Consider the following 17,143-nt stretch of genomic DNA (forward strand, 5'->3'; position numbering starts at 1 on the left):
GGGCGTCCGACTATTCAGGATGTCGGTTCAGACACAGGTTCGAGGAGCAAGGCATGGATTCGCTGGTGACGACGGAATGGCTCGCAAAAGAGCTTGGCGCAAACGACCTGCGCATCGTCGATGCCTCCTACTTCCTTGACGCGCGCGACGCCCGCGCCGAGTTCGAGGCCGGACACATTCCGGGCACGGTGTTCATGGACCTCGGCGAGCTTTCCGACACCGGCTCCAGCCTTCCCAACATGGTGCCGAGCGCCGAGAAGTTCGCCAGCCGGATGCAGGCGATCGGCCTCGGCGACGGCAGCCGCATCGTCGTCTACGACAACTCGCCGCTGCGTTCGTCCGCGCGCGCATGGTGGCTGCTGACCCTGTTCGGCGCGCACGAAGTCGCGATTCTCGACGGCGGGCTCCAGAAGTGGAAGGCGGAAGGCCGCGCGATGGAATCGGGCAAGCCGGTCGTGCGCCATCGTCACTTCACCGTCTGGAAGGACAAGGCGCAGGTCCGCGACCTCGCGCAGATGAAGGAAAACCTGAAGACGAAGGCCGAGCAGGTCGTCGACGCGCGCGGCGCGGCGCGCTTCCGCGGCGAGGAGCCGGAAACCCGCCCCGGCGTGCGCCCCGGCCATATCCCGGGCTCGTTCAACCTGCCCCATTCGGAACTGTTCGACGAAGACGGCACCTGGAAGCAGGGCGACGCGCTGCGCGCCGCGTTCCGCGATGTCGGCATTGACCCGGAGAAGCCCGTCGTCACCACCTGCGGCTCGGGCGTCACCGCCGCCGTGCTCTCCTTCGGCCTGCACCTGATCGGCGCGAAGAAAACGGCGCTTTACGACGGCTCGTGGTCGGAATGGGGCGGCGAGGCGGATACGCCGGTCGTGACCGGAGCGGCGTGAGCGGGGACGAGCCCGGCGGTGACGCCCCCGCCACCAGACTCGTCCATGCCGGGCGCCGCCCGGAATGGACGCATGGCGTGGTCAATCCGCCGGTCTACCGCGCCTCGACATGCCTCTTCGAGACGCTGGACGCCTATGAGGCTGCCTCCCGAAACCCCGACGCCGGGCTCTACTACGGCCGCCGCGGCACGCCGACGCAGTGGGCGCTCGCCGAGGCGCTGACCGAAATGGAACCGGGCGCGGCGGGCACGCACCTGTTCCCGTCGGGCGTCGCCGCCATCGCCGCCGCGCTGATGGCGGCAACGTCTTCGGGCGGTCATCTCCTGATGGCCGACAACGTCTACGAGCCGACGCGCGTGATGGCGAAATCGGTTCTGGCGCGGACCGGCGTCGAGACCGAGTTCTACGACCCGGCGCTCGGCGACGGCATCGCGCCGCTGATCCGCGCGAACACGCAGGCGATCTACATGGAAAGCCCCGGCTCGCTGACCTTCGAGGTGCAGGACGTGCCCGCCGTCGCGGCGCTCGCCCGCGAGCGCGGCCTCGTCAGCATCCTCGACAACACGTGGGCGACGCCCCTGCTCTTTCCGGCGATCGGGCACGGCGTCGACCTCTCGGTGCAGTCGCTCACCAAATATGTCGTCGGCCACAGCGACGCGCTGATGGGCTCGGTGACGGCAGCGCCCGATGCGTGGCAGCATTTCCGGAGCACCGCGCTCCGGCTCGGCCAGACGGCAGCGCCCGACGACTGCGCGCTCGCGCTGCGCGGCCTGCGCACGCTCGCCGTCCGCATGGAGCGCCACGGCAAGACGGCGCTCGCGCTCGCCGAGGCGCTTGCAACGCATCCCGCCGTCGAGCGCGTGATCTGTCCGGGCCTTGCCGATGACCCCGGCCACGCGCTCTGGACGCGCGATTTCAGCGGCTACGCCAGCCTGTTCGCTATTGCGCTGAAGCCCGGCGACCGTGAGGCGCTGGCGGCGTGCGTGGACGGCCTCCGCCACTTCGGCATGGGCTTCTCGTTCGGCGGCTACGAAAGCCTCGTGCTACCCATCAATCCCCGGCCGCTACGCACCGCGACGCGCTGGAAGACGGACGGCCCGATGCTCCGCATCCACTGCGGGCTCGAAGACGCAGGAGACCTGATCGCCGACATGACCGCGGGGCTGGACCGTTATCTCGCCTGACGCCCGTCAGTCGTCGTCGGAAACGTCCACCTTCTCGCCCGTCACGCGCTGCGCGAGCGCCGCCGCCATGAACGCGTCGAGGTCGCCGTCGAGCACGTCGCTCGGGCTCGTGTTGACGATGCCGGTCCGCAGGTCCTTCACCTGCTGGTAGGGCTGGAGCACGTAGCTTCGGATCTGGTGGCCCCAGCCGATGTCGGTCTTGGTGGCGTTCACCGCGTTCGCCTCCGCCTCACGCTTCTGGAGCTCCGCCTCGTAGAGGCGCGCCTTCAGCTGCTTCATCGCCTCGGCGCGGTTCTTGTGCTGGCTGCGCTGGTTCTGGCAGGCGACGATGATGCCGGTGGGCACATGCGTGATGCGCACGGCGCTGTCCGTCGTGTTGACGTGCTGGCCGCCCGCGCCCGACGAGCGATAGGTGTCGATCTTGAGATCGCTCTCATTGATCTCGACCTCGATGTCGTCGTCGACGACCGGATAGACCCAGACGCTCGCGAAGCTCGTGTGCCGCCGCGCCGCGCTGTCGTAGGGGCTGATGCGCACCAGCCGGTGCACGCCGCTCTCGGTCTTGGCGTAGCCGTAGGCGTTCTCGCCCTTCACCATCAGCGTCGCGGACTTGATGCCCGCCTGCTCGCCGCCGTGATAGTCCACCAGCTCGACCTTGTAGCCGCGCCGCTCCCCCCAGCGCTGGTACATGCGCTGGAGCATCGAGGCCCAGTCCTGGCTCTCGGTGCCGCCCGCACCCGCGTTGATCTCGATATAGGTGTCGTTGGCGTCCGCCTCGCCCGAAAGCAGCGCGGCGACCTTGTCCGTGTCAGCCCGGTTCGCGAGTACCTCCAGCGCAGCGATGGCGTCGTTCACGAGGCCTTCGTCGCCTTCCGCCTCGGCCATTTCCGCCAGCTCGACGGTATCGTCCAGCTCCGTCTGGATGCTGCGCGTCGCCTGAATCGCCTCGTCGAGGCGGCGGCGCTCCTGCATCAGCTTCTGCGCGGCCTTGGGGTCGTTCCAGAGCTCGGGGTTCTCGGCCTCGGCGTTCAGTTCGTCGAGGCGTTTGAGGGCGACATCCCAGTCAAAGAAACCTCCTCAGCAGGGCCAGCGCCTGCTTGATCCGGTCGACATGATTGAGCGCTTCGGCGCGCATGATACTCGTCCCTCGTGATGGAAGCTGCGGCTTCTAGTAAATGCCGCCGGTGGATTGCAAGAAGTCGCTGTCGGAGCGCACGATCTCGCGCTTCTCGAACGGGTCGTAGGCGGCGGCGAGGCGGCGCGGCTCGCTTTCGGGCTTGAACGCCTCCCAGATCACCGCCGCGCGCGGATCGGTATCGACCTGCCAGCCGCCGTAGACGCGCTTGCCGGAGCGCCGGTCGATGCGGACCATGCGGACGCCCGGCGCGATCTCGAACGGGCGCTTCGGCGCATCCTTGAGCGCGGCGATGGCGAACTGCTTGAACACGGGCGCGGCGAGCGTGCCGCCCTGCGCGTAGCCGCCCATGTTCTGCGGCTCGTCGAAGCCGAGATAGAGCCCGGCGACGACGTCCGCCGTGCCGCCCACGAACCACACGTTGGTCGGGCCGTTGGTCGTGCCGGTCTTGCCGAACATGGGCCGATCGAGATCACGCAGCACGACCGCCGTCCCCCGCTGCACCACGCCTTCCAGCATGTGGATGACCTGATAGGCGGTCTTCGCGTCGATCGCCTGCGGCCGCGCGTCGGCCGGGCGCGGCATCGCGTCGCCGTCCCAGTCCGGCGCGCTGCAACCCGCGCAGTCGCGTGCGTCGGCGCGGTAGATGGTGCGGCCGTGCCGGTCCTGGATGAGGTCGTAAAGCACCGGCGACTGCCGCTTGCCGCCGTTCGCGAGCATCGCATAGGCGTTCGTCAGCCTCAGCACCGTCGTCTCGCCCGCGCCGAGCGACATGGAAAGCACCGGCGCCAGCTTGGCGATGCCCATCTGGTCGATGGTCTCGACGACCTTGTCCATGCCCGTGTTGTAGGCGAGACGCACCGTCATCAGGTTGCGCGACTGCTCGAGGCCCCAGCGCATCGTCTGCGGACCCGCGTAGCCGCCCGAGAAGTTGCGGAAGCACTTGGTGCCGAGCGAGCGCGTCTGGAACACGCAGTAAGGGCCGTCGACGATCACCGACGCGGGCGTGTAGCCGTTGTCGAGCGCCGCCGCATAGACGAACGGCTTGATCGCCGAGCCCGGCTGCCGCATCGCCTGCGTCGCGCGGTTATACTGCGAGCGGCGCGCGTCGAAGCCGCCGACCATCGCCAGCACGCGGCCCGTCGACACCTCCATCACCACCATGCCGCCGCCGACGTCCGGGATCTGGCGCAGCGTGTAGTCGTCGCCCGCCACGCGTTTCACCGGGATCACATCGCCGGGCGCGAGGCGCTGGAACGCGGGCACGCCGACCCCGCGCACGGGCAGCGAGGCGTTCTGCGCGGACATGCGGCCCCTCGTGCCGTCCTCGAAGCCGAGCGAGATCGTGCCGCCGGCCTTTTCGAGCACGACGGCGGCGCGCCAGTCGTCATAGCCGACCGGCAGGTTCACCGCGCGCAGCCGCTGCGGCCAGCCATCGCCGAGGTCGATCTTGTCGGTGGCACCGCGCCAGCCGCGCGGCCGGTCGTACTTCACCAGCCCGTCGCGCAGCGCCGTCTCGGCGGCGCGCTGCATCACCGGGTCGATCGTGGAGCGAATCCAGAGCCCGCCCGTGTAGATGCCGTGCTCACCCTCCTCGCCGTATTTCTCGACGAGTTCGCGGCGGATGTCCTCGATGAAATAGTCGCCGGTGCGGTCGCGCGGGATTTCGGCGCGGTTGACGACGGCGATCGGCTCGGCGGCGGCGGCGCGCGCCTCGGCCCGCGTCACGTAGCCGTTCTCCGCCATTTGCTCGAGCACCCAGTTGCGGCGCGCGAGCGCGCGGGCGCGGCCCGTCTCGGTCGAGGGATTGTAGTTGGCGGGCGCCTTCGGCAGCACGGCGAGGAACGCCGCCTCAGCCAGCGAAAGCTCGTCGACCGGCTTGTTGAAATAGGCGAACGACGCCGCCTGCACGCCGTAGGCGCTGCGGCCGAGGAAGATCTGGTTCAGGTAAAGCTCGATGATCTCGGGCTTGGTGAGCGCCTGCTCGATGCGCCGGGCGAGGAATATCTCCTTCACCTTGCGCACGTAGCTGACCTCGTTCGTGAGCAGGAGGTTCTTCGCCACCTGCTGCGTGATCGTGGAGGCGCCGACGGGCCGCTTGCCCGTGCCCATCGCCTTGAAGTTGGTGATCGCCGCCTGGAAGATGCCGGGCAGGTCGATGCCGGGATGCGTGAAGAACGTCTTGTCCTCGGCGGACACGAACGCGCCGACGAGCTGCTTCGGCGTCTGCTCGTAGTCGAGGAAGATGCGCCGCTCGCGCGCGAAGCTCGTGAACGGCGTCCCGTCCACGGCGCGCACATGGCTGGGCAGCGGCGGCTCGTACTCGGCGAGCTGCGCCGCATCGGGGAGCCCGCGCGCGAAAATCAGCCAGGCGGCGAACACCGCGAGGAAGCCGAGCGCCGCCAGACCGCCCGCGACATAGGAGAGCACCCGCACCCAGCGCGGCAGGGCACGGAAACGGCTTTTGAGTTCGCCGGGAAGCTGGGCAAGACGTGCCATCGACGCTGCCTATAGCAGGCGGGCAGCGAGTCTCAAGCCGAACGCGCCGAACCGCGCGTGTCCCTCAGGCTTCACGGTTTCGCAACAGGACTGGCATCGAACCGTCGCGGAGCCTTGCTAAGCGGCCCGCATGGATACGGAATTCCTCCACGAACACTGCCTCCAGATTCCCGCGCATCTGAAGGCTTCGCTCCGAATCATGCTGCTCGCGAAGCACGCCCGCGGCGACGGCAGCCACGACCCGGTGGACGGCAACCATGCCGTCTATCACCACGAGCTTCGCCAGACGCTCGGGAAGATCGGCCTCGATGTCGTCGCGGCGGACAGCTTCGAGGCGCTGTTCGCGGCGCCCGACGTCGATTTCGTGTTCCCGCTCCTGAACCGCGCCGGGTTCCTCAACAGCGAGATGCTGGCGCCGCTGCTGCTCCAGCGGCTCGGCATCCCCTATCTCGGCGCCTCGCCGATCCTGCGCGGCCTTTCGGACGACAAGCACCTGATGAAGCTGGCCGCGCGCCAGCACGGCGTGCCGACCTCGGACTGGCGGATCATCCGCCGCGGCACGGACCTCGCCGCCGCCGAGCCGCTGAACGCGGCGCGCTACATCGTCAAGCCGAACGCCTCCTCGGCGTCGTGGGGCATCGGCGTCGCCGAAAGCTGGGCGGGCGCGCTCGCGCACGCCGCGCACCTCCACGCCGCGGGCCACGACGCGATCATCGAGCCGTGGCTGCCGCTGCTCGACGTCGCGGTGCCGGTGGTCGGCGGCCGCGCGCCGGAGCCGTGGCTGCTGCCCGCGATGGCCTACATCCCCGCCGACCCCGACACGCTGCGCAGCTACGAGGAGAAGCGCGCGCTCACCGAGCAGCGCGACGATCCGCTGGAAGTGCTGGCGAACGCCCGCGTCGCGGAGCGGCTGTCCGCGATGACGCGCACGCTCTGCCGCGAGCTCTGGCCGTTCGACTACGGGCGCTTCGAGTTCCGCTACGATCCGGCGACCGAAAGCGTGTGGTTCATGGAAGTGAACCTGTCGTGCAATCTCTGGTCGAGGAAGAGCATTTCCCGCTCCGCCGCGACGCTCGGCATCGCGCATCACGAACTCGTCGAGTCCATCGTCGCGCACAGCCTCTGGCGGCAGGGCCTGATGACCGCCATGCCGGACAGGCTCGTCGCCTGAAATGAGCGCCGGTTTCTCTGCCATCGTGCTTGCGGGCAGGCGCGACGGGCGGCTCGATCCGCTCGCCGCGAACGCGGGCGTTTCGCACAAGTGCCTCGTCCCCGTCGCCGGAAAGCCGATGCTCCTCCACGTGCTGGAAGCGCTCGACGCATCGCCGGGGATCACCCGGATCGTCGTTTCGATCGACGCGCCGGACGTGATCGCGCCGCTGATCCGGCGGCTCGGCAGCGGCCGCATCAGCGTGGAGCCGTCCGCGCCCAATCTCGTCGACAGCGTGTTCGGCGCCGCGAACGCCTCCGCGCCGCCCTTCCTCGTCACCACCGCCGACAACGTGAACCTCACGCCCGCGAGCGTCGCCGAGATTCTCGCCGCGGCGCAGGGCGCGGACGCCGCCGCCGCGTTCGCGCGCCGCGAGCGCGTGGTCGCCGCCCACCCGGACGGGCAGCGGCGCTTCTACCGCTTCCGCTGCGGCGACTATTCGAACTGCAACGCCTATGTGCTCGGCTCGCGCGAGGCGCTGAAAGCCGCCGAGGTCTTCCGGGGCGGCGGCCAGTTCGCCAAGTTCCCGATGCGGATCGTGAAGGCGTTCGGCCTCCTGAACCTCATCCGCTTCCGCTACGGCCTCGCCACGCTCGACGGCGCGTTCCGCGGCTTTTCACGGCGGTTCGGCCTCGCCATCCGCCCCATCCGCGTCAGCGACGGCGCGCTCGCCATCGACGTCGACAACGAGCGCACGCTGCACATCGCCGAAACCATCCTCGGCGAACGCGGATCAGCGCTGGGCGAGCCGCCGCAGGAAGTGCGCCTCGACCGCGCGGCGCACCGCCTTGGCGATCCGCTGCTGGCCTGAGGCGGAGAAGAGGAACTTCGAGTCCTCCTCGTTCGAGAGATAGCCGGTCTCGAGCAGCACCGAGGGTACGTCCGGCGCCTTCAGCACCAGGAACCCGGCGAAGCGGTGGAACTGGCTGCGCACCTTGATGTCCTGCCGCATCTCGCGCTGGAGGATGGCGGCGAACTCGGCGGACGTGTTCATCGTCTCGCGCTGCGCGAGGTCGATGAGGATGTCCGACACCTCGTTGGTCTCCACCGCGAGGTCGACGCCCGCGATGATGTCCGACCGGTTCTCCTTGGCGGCGAGGCGCGCGGCTTCGGCGTCCGACGCGGTTTCCGAGAGCGTGTAGACCGTCGCGCCGCTCGCATTCGGCACCGGCGCGCTGTCGGCGTGCACGGAGATGAACAGCGAGGCGTTGTTCTGCCGGGCGACGCCGAAGCGGTCGCGGTGGCGCAGGTAGGTGTCGTCGTCGCGCGTCAGGATCGCCTTCACGCGGCCCGAGGCATCGAGCTCCTTCTTGATCGCCTTGGCGATCGCGAGAACCACGTCCTTCTCGTATTTCTTCTCGCCGAGCACGCTGATCGTGCCGACGTCCTTGCCACCGTGACCGGCGTCGATCACCACGACCGGCAGCCGCCCGGCGACACGTGGGCGCTGCGGAGGCGGCGCGGCAGCGGGCGCCGGGGACGGTGCAGCCGCCGCGACCTTGACCGGCGCCGCGGGTGCCGGCTTCACGACCGGCTTCGACGGCGCCGGAGCTGGCGTGATCTGAGCCGATGCGACGACCGGCTTCTCCACCTTCTCCGGCGCGGGCACCGTCGCGGCGACCAGCGTCGTGCGGCCCGCCGCGACGAGCTTCGCGAACACGTCTTCGGTCGCGGGCGCCAGCGTCAGCCGCAGTTTTCCCCCGGAAAGCGAACTCGCGGTGATGCGCGCGGGCGATGCGAGGTCGAGAACGACGCGCGCGGTATCGGCATCGAACTGCGCCGTCCGCACCCGCGTGACGAGCCCGTTTCCGGCCGTCGATCCGCCTTGCGCGGTCATGCCGTCGAGGTCGATGGCGAGCCGCGACGGGCCGGAAAGCGCGAAGGCCGAAACGCGCCCGGCGCCGTCCGCGCCGATGGTGATCGTGGCGCCCTCGCCGCTGACGGTCACGGCGGCGTCGCCGAGCCGCGCGGCCGTCGCGGGCGCCGACAGCGCGAGGCACGCCGCGAGCAGCGGTGCGCAAAGCGCCTTTCCTCCCCGCCTCAGCCAGCGCGACATGTCCGATCCCCCGCAAGTAGCGTGCCCATCCGCCCCACATCCCCCCGGAAATGGCGAACTTCCGCCGAATCCTATGGTTAAGAGTCGCGGTGTTCAAGTGATTTGCACATTTCCGTAACGCTTTGTGTTGTTCACACAACGCTTAGCTGCTAGCAGACCGGAAGCGGCAAAGGTCGGTCCGGCCCGCCGTCAGCGTCCATACCGTCTGCTCCCTTACCGGGTCGATGGTTTCACGCCGTTCTTGCGTGAAGGGGTGCTGGCAATCCGCCGGACGGGGAGATGCTGCCGCTAAGATCGAGGTTTTGACGCATGTCGGCAACGCGATGCCATGAGGTGACGATGAAGGCGATGGCCTTCCCCTCTGCGCGCGATATGCGGCTCGCCACAGTTCCAAACCATCGGAGCGCGGGCTTGCCCGACGCTCCCGTAACACGTGCCCCATCGTCCGCGGCTACGGCCGCAGCGGTGCCGAGGCCCCGGAGAATATTCAATGTCAATGCGCATGCTCATCGACGCGCGCCACCCGGAGGAGACCCGGGTCGCCGTCATAGAAGGCAACCGGATCGAGGAATTTGACTTCGAATCCGCCCAGAAGGAACAGCTGAAGGGCAATATCTACCTCGCCAAGGTCACACGCGTCGAACCCTCGTTGCAGGCGGCGTTCGTGGAATACGGCGGCAACCGGCACGGCTTCCTCGCCTTCTCGGAAATCCATCCGGACTACTACCAGATCCCCAAGGAGGATCGCGACGCGCTGCTCCGCGAGGAGCGCGAGGCCGCCGAGGCGCATCGCGCCGAGATGGAGGCCGAGCACGACGACGATGACGACGAGGATGCGGACGCCTCCGACGAGCCGTCCGACGACGGTTCGGAGGACGGCGAGGACGGCGAGCCCCGCGCGCCCACGACGGTCGGCAGCGATCATCACGACGACCACGACAACGCCATGCGGGCGAAGCGCCAGAACCTGCGCCGCCGCTACAAGATCCAGGAGGTCATCAAGCGCCGTCAGGTGCTGCTGGTGCAGGTCGTCAAGGAGGAGCGCGGCAACAAGGGTGCGGCCCTCACGACGTACCTCAGCCTCGCCGGCCGCTACTGCGTGTTCATGCCGAACACCAACCACGGCGGCGGCATCAGCCGCAAGATTTCGAACCAGAGCGACCGCAAGCGGCTGAAATCCATCGTCTCGGAGCTTCAGCTTCCGCAGGGCATGGGCTGCATCATCCGCACCGCGGGCCTGTCGCGCACGCGCGCCGAAATCCGCCGCGACTTCGACTATCTGACGCGCCTGTGGGACGAGATCCGCGAAAAGACGCTGGCGTCGAGCGCGCCCGCGCTGATCCACGAGGACTCCGACCTCATCAAGCGCGCCATCCGCGACATCTACAACCGCGACATCGGCGAAGTGCTGGTGGACGGCGAGGAGGGCTACAAGGCGGCCCGGAACTTCATGAAGCTCCTGATGCCGAGCCATGCGAAGAAGGTTCAGCAATACGTTGATCCCGTTCCGCTTTTCCAGCGCTATCAGGTCGAGCAGCAGCTTGCCGCCATGTACCATCCGGTGGTGCAGCTGAAGTCGGGCGGCTACATGGTCATCAACCCGACCGAGGCGCTCGTCTCCATCGACATCAACTCGGGCAAGTCGACGCGCGAGCACAATATCGAGGAAACCGCGCTCAAGACGAACACGGAGGCGGCGCGCGAGATCGCCCGCCAGCTTCGCCTGCGCGACATGGCCGGCCTCGTCGTCATCGACTTCATCGACATGGACGTGCACTCGAACAACCGCAAGGTCGAGAAGGCGCTGAAGGAAGCGCTGAAGAACGACCGCGCGCGCATCCAGGTCGGCCGCATCTCATCGTTCGGCCTGCTCGAGATGAGCCGCCAGCGGCTGCGCACGGGCGTTCTCGAAGCCTCGACGCACGTCTGCCCGGTGTGCGACGGCGCGGGCATCGTCCGCACCGTGCAGTCCGCCGCGCTCGGCGCGCTGCGCGTGCTGGAGGCGGAGGCGCTGCGCGGCAAGCACAGCCACATCACGCTGCGCCTGCCCTTCGAGGTGGCGATCTACATGCTGAACGTGAAGCGCAGCCAGGTCTCCCGCATCGAGGAGCTTTACGGCGTCACGGTCGAGATCGCGCCGAACGGCGACCTCCATGTCGGCGATCAGGAGATCGACGGCAGCGGCCCGCCGCCCCTGCCCCGCGTCAGCCTGCAGGTTCCCGCCGCCCCCGCCCCCGAGGATGACGACGACGATGTCGTCGAGGAGGAAGAGGACGAGGACGAGGAGGCCGAAGCCGAAGTCTCCGACCGCCGCGAGCGCAGCGACGAACGCCGCGAGGACGGCGGCCGTCCGCGCCGCCGCCGCCGCGGACGCAGCCGCCGGGACCGCGAGCGCGACGAGGAGCGCCGCCCCGCGCCGCAGGACGCGGCCGCCGGGAACGAGGACAGCAGCGACGAAGCCGCCGAGGGCGCCGACGCGCAGGAGCAATCGCGGGACGACCGGGACGAGGACGGCGGCAAGCGCCGCCGCCGCCGCCGGGGTCGCCGCGGCGGCCGTCGCCGGAACGGCGATGAGGCCGCAGGCGAAGCGGCTCAGGAGGCCGAAGCCGCGCCGGAGATCGAACCGGCTGCCGAAGAGGCTCCCGCTGAAGACGAGGCTCCCGCCGAACCTGCGGAGGCTGAGGCTGAGGCCCCTGCCCGCAAGCCGCGCGGCCGCCGCAAGGCCGTGAAGACGGAAACCGTGGAGACTGCGGAACCGGAAACGGTCGAGGCTCCCGCTGTCGAAGCGACCGCAGCCGAAGCGGCCCCGGAGGTCGAAGCCAAGCCGAAGCGGACCCGCCGCAAGAAGGCGGAAACCGTGGACGCCGCGCCCGAACCTGCGCCGGAACCCGCCGCACCGGCCGAAGACACGTCGGCCGAAGACGTTGCGGCCGAGGCTCCCGAAAAGCCGAAGCGCGCGCCGCGCCGCAAGGCGGCCGCCAAGAGCGCCCCTGCCGCGGAGACCGTCTCCGAGGCCGTGGAGATCACGGAGACCGCGGACACCGCCACGAACGACGCCGCCAACGATGCTGGGGACGCCGCCGCGCCGCCACGCAAGGGCTGGTGGCAGCGGACGTTCGGCGACTGAGACGCCGGCTTTCAGGACTTGGCGGCGGCGGGCTTGCAATCGCCCGCCGCCGCCCTAGTTTCACTCAGCGGGGGTTCAGTCGCGAAGGGTGATATGGCGGCGATGACATCCCGGAAGTCTCTTTCGACCGCCCTGCGCCTCTTTCTTGCCGCGGCCCTCGCCGTCACGGCCTCGGTCCGCCCGGCGCTTGCCCAGAGCATCCTCCGCGACGCCGAGACCGAAGCCTTCTTCCACGAGATTTCAGCGCCGCTCGCCGAGGCCGCCGGGCTCAATCCGCGCGCGCTCGACGTGGTGCTGATCGGCGATTCCTCGATCAATGCCTTCGTCGCGGGCGGTCAGGCCGTCTACATCCACAGCGGCCTCATCATGGCGGCGGACGACGTGAACGAAGTGCAGGGCGTCATCGCCCACGAAATCGGCCACATCACCGGCGGCCATATCGTGCGCTTCAGCGAGGGCGCGAAGGCCGCGACCTCAATCACGCTGCTCTCCATGCTGCTCGGCGCGGCGGCGATGGCGGCGGGCGCGGGCGAAGCGGGCATGGCGATCTTCGCGGGCGGCCAGCAGGCCGCGCTCGGCAAGTTCCTCGCCTATTCGCGCACGCAGGAATCCGCCGCCGATCAGGCGGGCGCCACTTTCCTCCACAAGGCCGGGCTTTCGGGCCGGGGATCCATCGCCTTCTTCAAGAAGCTGCAAAATCAGGAATTCCGTCTCGCGATCCCGCAGGACAACGGCTACGCCCGCACCCACCCGCTCACCGGCGACCGCATCGCTTCGCTCGAAAACACCTACAAGAACGACCCGGCGTGGGAAAAATCCACCGACCCCGCGTTGCAGGCCAAGTTCCTGCGCATCAAGGCGAAGCTCTCCGGCTACATCGACGAGCCGTCCCGCACGTTCCAGAAGTTCCCGGAAACCGATACCTCCGTGCCCGCCCACTACGCCCGCGCCTACGCGTGGCACAAGAACGCCTACCCGGACCGCGCGGCGACGGAGATCGACTGGCTGCTGCGGGATGCGCCCGACGATCCTTACTTCCTCGAGCTCAAGGGACAGGTGCTGCTCGAATCCGGCAAGGTCGAGGACGCGATCGGCCCGCTGCGGCGCGCCGTCGCGCTGGCGCCCGACCAGCCGCTCATCGCCGGGATGCTCGGCCACGCGCTGATCGCGACCGAGAAGCCCGAGAACACGGAGGAAGCCAAGCGCGTGCTGCGCGCCGCTGTCGCGCGCGACAACCGCAACCCCTTCGCGTGGTACCAGCTCGGCATCGCCTACGCGCGCGGCGGCGACGAGGCGCGCGCCGCGCTCGCGACCGCAGAGCAGAACAATCTCACCGGCAACGCACAGCTTGCGCTCGCCAGTTCGCGCATGGCGATGGCGGGCCTCACGCCCGGCACTCCGGACTGGATCTGCGCGCAGGATATCTACATGGTGAGCCAGCACGCCGTCGAGGACGAGAACGGCAAGCGGAAACGGCGTTAGGGGCTTTATGATCGACATGTACAGACGCCTGCGGGCGCGCTGGCCGCTCGCGGCCAACATCGCGGGCGCGTTCGCGCTGCTGCTGCTCGCGGGCGGGCTCTTGATGCTGCTCACCGGCCGCCAGCCCTCGATCGCGAACGGCGGCGCGCTCACCAAGGCGCAGCGCGAGGAGGTGGAAAAGATCGTCCACGACTATATCCTCGCGCACCCGGAGATCATTCCCGAGGCGATCAATCGCCTGCAGGCGCGCGAGGTTTCCAGCCTCATCTCGCAGAACCGCAAGGAGATCGAGACGCCGTTCGGCAGCGCGTGGGCGGGCGCGAAGGACGGCGACGTCGTGCTCGTCGAGTTCTTCGACTACAATTGCCCCTACTGCCGCCTCTCGCACCCGGACGTCGAGCGGCTGCTCAAGGAGGACAAGAAGCTCAAGGTCGTCTACCGCGACCTCCCCGTGCTCGGCGAAGCCTCGCGCGAGGCGGCGCTCGCCAGCCTCTCCGCTGCCGAACAGGGCAAGTACCGCGCCTTCTACAACTGGATGTTCACGGACAAGGCGCGCGTCTCCACGCAGAAGACCATACAGGGCGTCCGCAAGGCCGGGCTCAATGAAACGCGCACGGCGACCGACATGAAGAGCGAGCGCCTGAAGCGCGAGATCGACAAGAACCTCCGCCTCGGCAACGCCCTCGGCCTCACCGGCACGCCGAGCTACGTCGTCGGCAACCGCATCCTTTCGGGCGCGGTGGGGTATGACGAGCTCAAGAAGGCGATCAAAGAGGCGCGGTCAAGCTAGGGCAGCGCGTATCCGACGGTCGCCTGCGCGACGAGACGGTCCTCCGAGGACTGCCACAGCCGGACATCAATGGTCGCGAGCCTGCGCCCCAGCTTCAGCAGCCGGGCATCCGCAAACAGCGCCTCGCACCGGCACGGCCGCAGGAAGGTCACGGACAGGCTATTCGTCACGGCCATCGCAACCGGCCCGATATGCGCCAGCACGACCACATAGGCGGCCACGTCGATCAGGCCCATCTGGACCGGGCCGGAGACGATCCCGCCCGGTCGAAGCATCGAAACCTGCGGATCGAGCCGCATCTGCGCATGGTCCTGCCCGACGTGAAGCACCGTACCGTAGGATTGCGCTTCCGCCGGAAACGCCTCTTTCAGAAACGCCGTGAGTTCATCGGCCGAGAGCCGGACCTGCCGGGCGTAATTCGTGGCCATGCTACTTCACCCGCGTCCACACCTGCGCCTTGCAGCCGATGCCGCCGAGCAGGCAGCCCTTCCCCTCCAGCGTATCGGCATCAATGATCGTGACCGTGCCGTGGAAGGTGCGGTTGATGTCGGGGACGTAGACCTTGCCTTTCCAGCGACCTTCCTGCTGTTCCTCGAAATCCTGAAAGAGCTGGCGTCCGATCAGCACGTCCGTGCCGCCGCGCCGGGCGTCGGCCTTGGCCTTGTCGTTCGCCCAGACGACGACGCCGCACATCTTGTCCTCGCACTCGCGCGCCTCGACATGCACGCTGTTCTTCGGGTTCTTCCAGACGCCGTAGGTGCGCTCCGGAAGCGTCGCGTCCTGCGCAACTGCCGGCGCCGAAAGCAGCATCATGGACACCAGCACCGATCGCGTCATGCCTACCGCCTCCCGAACAGCTTCTCGATATCCCCGCGCGCGAGCTTCACGTAGGTCGGACGCCCGTGGTTACACTGACCCGAATGGGGCGTCGCCTCCATTTCGCGCAGCAGCGCGTTCATTTCCGTGACGCTGAGCGACCGCCCCGCCCGCACCGAGCCGTGGCAGGCCATGGTGGCAAACACTTCGTCGAGCCGTTCCTTGAGGCTGTGCGCCGCGCCGAGGCTCGCGATGTCGTCGGCGAGATCGCGGACGAGCGCCTTCGCGTCGGCGCTCCCGAGGATGGCGGGCGTCGCGCGGACAAGGATAGCGCCCGCGCCGAAACGCTCGATCTCCAGCCCCATCTCCGCCAGTTCGGCGGCATGGGCTTCGAGCCCGTCGCACTCCGCCTCGTCGAGTTCCACGACCTCCGGCAGCAGCAGCGTCTGCGCGCGCACGCCGCCGCCTTCCATCGCGCGCTTCATCTTCTCGAGCGTCAGCCGCTCGTGCGCGGCGTGCTGGTCGACGATGACGAGCAGATCCGCCGTTTCCGCGACGATCCAGCTCCCGTGCACCTGCCCGCGCGCCGCACCGAGCGGGAACGCCGTGAGGTCGGCGTCGCGGCTTTCCGCGTAGACGGGGGACGGCGCTTCGGCACGGGCCTGCGGCGGCGCGCTGAAACGGAAGCTGTGCTCGCCGAACATGGCGGGACGCGGGGACGGCGCGGGCGCGGCAGGCATGATCGGTTCCGGGCGGAACGCCGCGAGCGCCGCTTCCGAGACCGTGGTCGCGGCATGGCCGCTGCCGCTGTCGAGCGCATGGCGCAGGCCCGAGACGATGAGGCCGCGCACCAGCGCCGGATCGCGGAAGCGCACCTCCGTCTTCGCCGGGTGCACGTTCACGTCGACGAAATCGGACGGCACGTCGAGGAACAGCGCCAGCACCGGATGCCGGTCGCGCGCGAGCAGGTCGCGGTAGGCGCCGCGCACCGCGCCGAGCAGCAGCCGGTCCTTCACCGGCCGCCCACCGACGAACAGGTACTGGTGGTCCGCCGCGCCCCGGCTGTAGGTCGGCACCGCCGCGAGCCCGCCGAGGCGGAGCCCGTCGCGCACCAGATCGACCGCCACGGCGTTGTCGGTGAACTCCTGCCCCAATATGGCCGCAAGCCGCGCCACCCGCGCGCTTTCGAGGAGGTCCGCCGAGGGCTGGGCATCGAGCAGACGGCGGCCTTCGTGGGCGACGCTGAACCCGACGTCGGCGCGCGCCATCGCGAGGCGGCGCACGGCATCGAGGCACGCGGCAAGCTCCGCGCGGGCCGATTTCATAAACTTGCGGCGCGCCGGCACCTTGCCGAACAGGTCCGCGACCGAAACGCGCGTGCCGGGCGGCAGCGAGGCGGGGCCGTCGCGCTGGACGGCGCCGTGGTCGACCTCGATCTCCCACCCCTCCCCGCTCGCCGTCCGGCTGGCGATGCGGAAGCGGCTGACGCTGGCGATGGAGGGCAGCGCCTCGCCGCGGAAGCCCATCGTCGCGATGGCTTCGAGATCGCCGGTCGGGAGCTTCGAGGTGGCGTGGCGTTCGAGCGACAGGCGCAGGTCGTCCGCGTCCATACCGCAGCCGTCGTCCGTGATCGCGATGAGGTCGAGGCCGCCGCCCGCAAGCTCGACCGCGATTCGCCTAGCGCCCGCATCGAGCGCGTTTTCCACGAGTTCCTTCACCGCGCTCGCGGGCCGCTCGACGACCTCGCCGGCGGCGATGCGGTTGACGAGGTCTTCGGGCAGACGGCGGATCGACATGGCCGCATCTTCCTAGCAACGATCGCAAGGCTTTGTTAGCGGTTCGTCGCGTATGGCGTGGTGAAAGCCGCGTTAACCACGGAAGCCACGCCAATGCGCCCCTTGCACTTCCCTGCGACAACACTGCATATGCAGGCCAACGCGCGACCCTTCGCATA

At 69.0% G+C, this 17,143-nt stretch carries 13 protein-coding genes; 7 read left to right on the forward strand and 6 right to left on the reverse strand.

The window, feature by feature from the left end; translation table 11 throughout:
• Window positions 1–53: 53 nt before the first annotated feature.
• Together sseA and metC are read left to right on the forward strand one after the other, a co-directional pair.
• Window positions 54–890 carry a 3-mercaptopyruvate sulfurtransferase gene (gene sseA, locus PE061_RS17505; protein WP_271256498.1) on the forward strand — a complete coding sequence of 279 codons (837 nt, stop codon included), beginning with the start codon at window positions 54–56 and terminating at the stop codon, window positions 888–890.
• Complete coding sequence (metC, locus tag PE061_RS17510) at window positions 887–2,074, forward strand: cystathionine beta-lyase (RefSeq protein ID WP_271256499.1); 1,188 nt, start codon at window positions 887–889, stop codon at window positions 2,072–2,074. Before sseA ends, metC begins: the two co-directional genes overlap by 4 nt.
• Window positions 2,075–2,080: 6 nt before the next feature.
• Here metC and prfB read toward each other — a convergent pair.
• Together prfB and PE061_RS17520 are read right to left on the reverse strand one after the other, a co-directional pair.
• A protein-coding gene (gene prfB, locus PE061_RS17515) for a peptide chain release factor 2 (protein WP_271256500.1) occupies window positions 2,081–3,209 on the reverse strand; the annotation gives its coding sequence in 2 pieces (ribosomal slippage) (window positions 2,081–3,139 and window positions 3,141–3,209; 1,128 coding nt in all).
• A gap of 33 nt (window positions 3,210–3,242) precedes the next feature.
• Complete coding sequence (locus PE061_RS17520) at window positions 3,243–5,708, reverse strand: penicillin-binding protein 1A (protein WP_271256501.1); 2,466 nt, start codon at window positions 5,706–5,708, stop codon at window positions 3,243–3,245.
• Window positions 5,709–5,838: 130 nt separating this feature from the next.
• Between PE061_RS17520 and PE061_RS17525 the strand changes: the two genes are divergently transcribed.
• Together PE061_RS17525 and PE061_RS17530 are read left to right on the forward strand one after the other, a co-directional pair.
• Entirely contained in the window at window positions 5,839–6,879 is a 1,041-nt protein-coding gene (locus PE061_RS17525) for a phosphoribosylglycinamide synthetase (RefSeq protein ID WP_271256502.1), read from the forward strand.
• 1 nt (window position 6,880) lies between these two features.
• Window positions 6,881–7,729, forward strand: a complete 849-nt coding sequence (locus PE061_RS17530; RefSeq protein WP_271256503.1) for an NTP transferase domain-containing protein — start codon at window positions 6,881–6,883, stop codon at window positions 7,727–7,729.
• Here PE061_RS17530 and PE061_RS17535 read toward each other — a convergent pair.
• A complete protein-coding gene (locus PE061_RS17535; protein WP_271256504.1) occupies window positions 7,652–8,974 on the reverse strand; it encodes an N-acetylmuramoyl-L-alanine amidase in 1,323 nt (440 codons plus the stop codon). The two genes, PE061_RS17530 and PE061_RS17535, sit on opposite strands and share 78 nt — an antisense overlap.
• Before the next feature lie 490 nt (window positions 8,975–9,464).
• On the opposite strand from PE061_RS17535, the gene PE061_RS17540 reads away from it, so the two are divergent.
• The 3 genes from PE061_RS17540 to PE061_RS17550 all read left to right on the forward strand — a co-directional run bounded on the left by PE061_RS17540 (window position 9,465) and on the right by PE061_RS17550 (window position 14,373).
• A complete protein-coding gene (locus tag PE061_RS17540; protein WP_271256505.1) occupies window positions 9,465–12,101 on the forward strand; it encodes an Rne/Rng family ribonuclease in 2,637 nt (878 codons plus the stop codon).
• A gap of 102 nt (window positions 12,102–12,203) precedes the next feature.
• Window positions 12,204–13,583, forward strand: coding sequence for a M48 family metalloprotease (locus tag PE061_RS17545; RefSeq protein WP_271259237.1), 1,380 nt, complete (start codon window positions 12,204–12,206; stop codon window positions 13,581–13,583).
• Between the two features lie 16 nt (window positions 13,584–13,599).
• A complete protein-coding gene (locus PE061_RS17550; protein ID WP_271256506.1) occupies window positions 13,600–14,373 on the forward strand; it encodes a DsbA family protein in 774 nt (257 codons plus the stop codon).
• Here PE061_RS17550 and PE061_RS17555 read toward each other — a convergent pair.
• From PE061_RS17555 to mutL, 3 genes are read right to left on the reverse strand one after another with little or no spacing between them, the layout of a single operon-like run.
• Window positions 14,370–14,801: a PaaI family thioesterase gene (locus tag PE061_RS17555; RefSeq protein WP_271256507.1), complete on the reverse strand. Its 432-nt coding sequence runs from the start codon at window positions 14,799–14,801 to the stop codon at window positions 14,370–14,372. The two genes, PE061_RS17550 and PE061_RS17555, sit on opposite strands and share 4 nt — an antisense overlap.
• A gap of 1 nt (window position 14,802) precedes the next feature.
• On the reverse strand, window positions 14,803–15,210 hold the full coding sequence (locus PE061_RS17560) for a DUF2147 domain-containing protein (protein ID WP_271256508.1): 408 nt from the start codon (window positions 15,208–15,210) through the stop codon (window positions 14,803–14,805).
• A gap of 2 nt (window positions 15,211–15,212) precedes the next feature.
• Window positions 15,213–16,985 (reverse strand): DNA mismatch repair endonuclease MutL, encoded by a 1,773-nt coding sequence (gene mutL, locus PE061_RS17565; protein ID WP_271256509.1) that lies wholly within the window; start codon window positions 16,983–16,985, stop codon window positions 15,213–15,215.
• Between the last annotated feature and the right edge of the window lie 158 nt (window positions 16,986–17,143).

It is taken from the genome of Sphingosinicella microcystinivorans (genome assembly GCF_027941835.1).
Classification (GTDB): domain Bacteria; phylum Pseudomonadota; class Alphaproteobacteria; order Sphingomonadales; family Sphingomonadaceae; genus Sphingosinicella.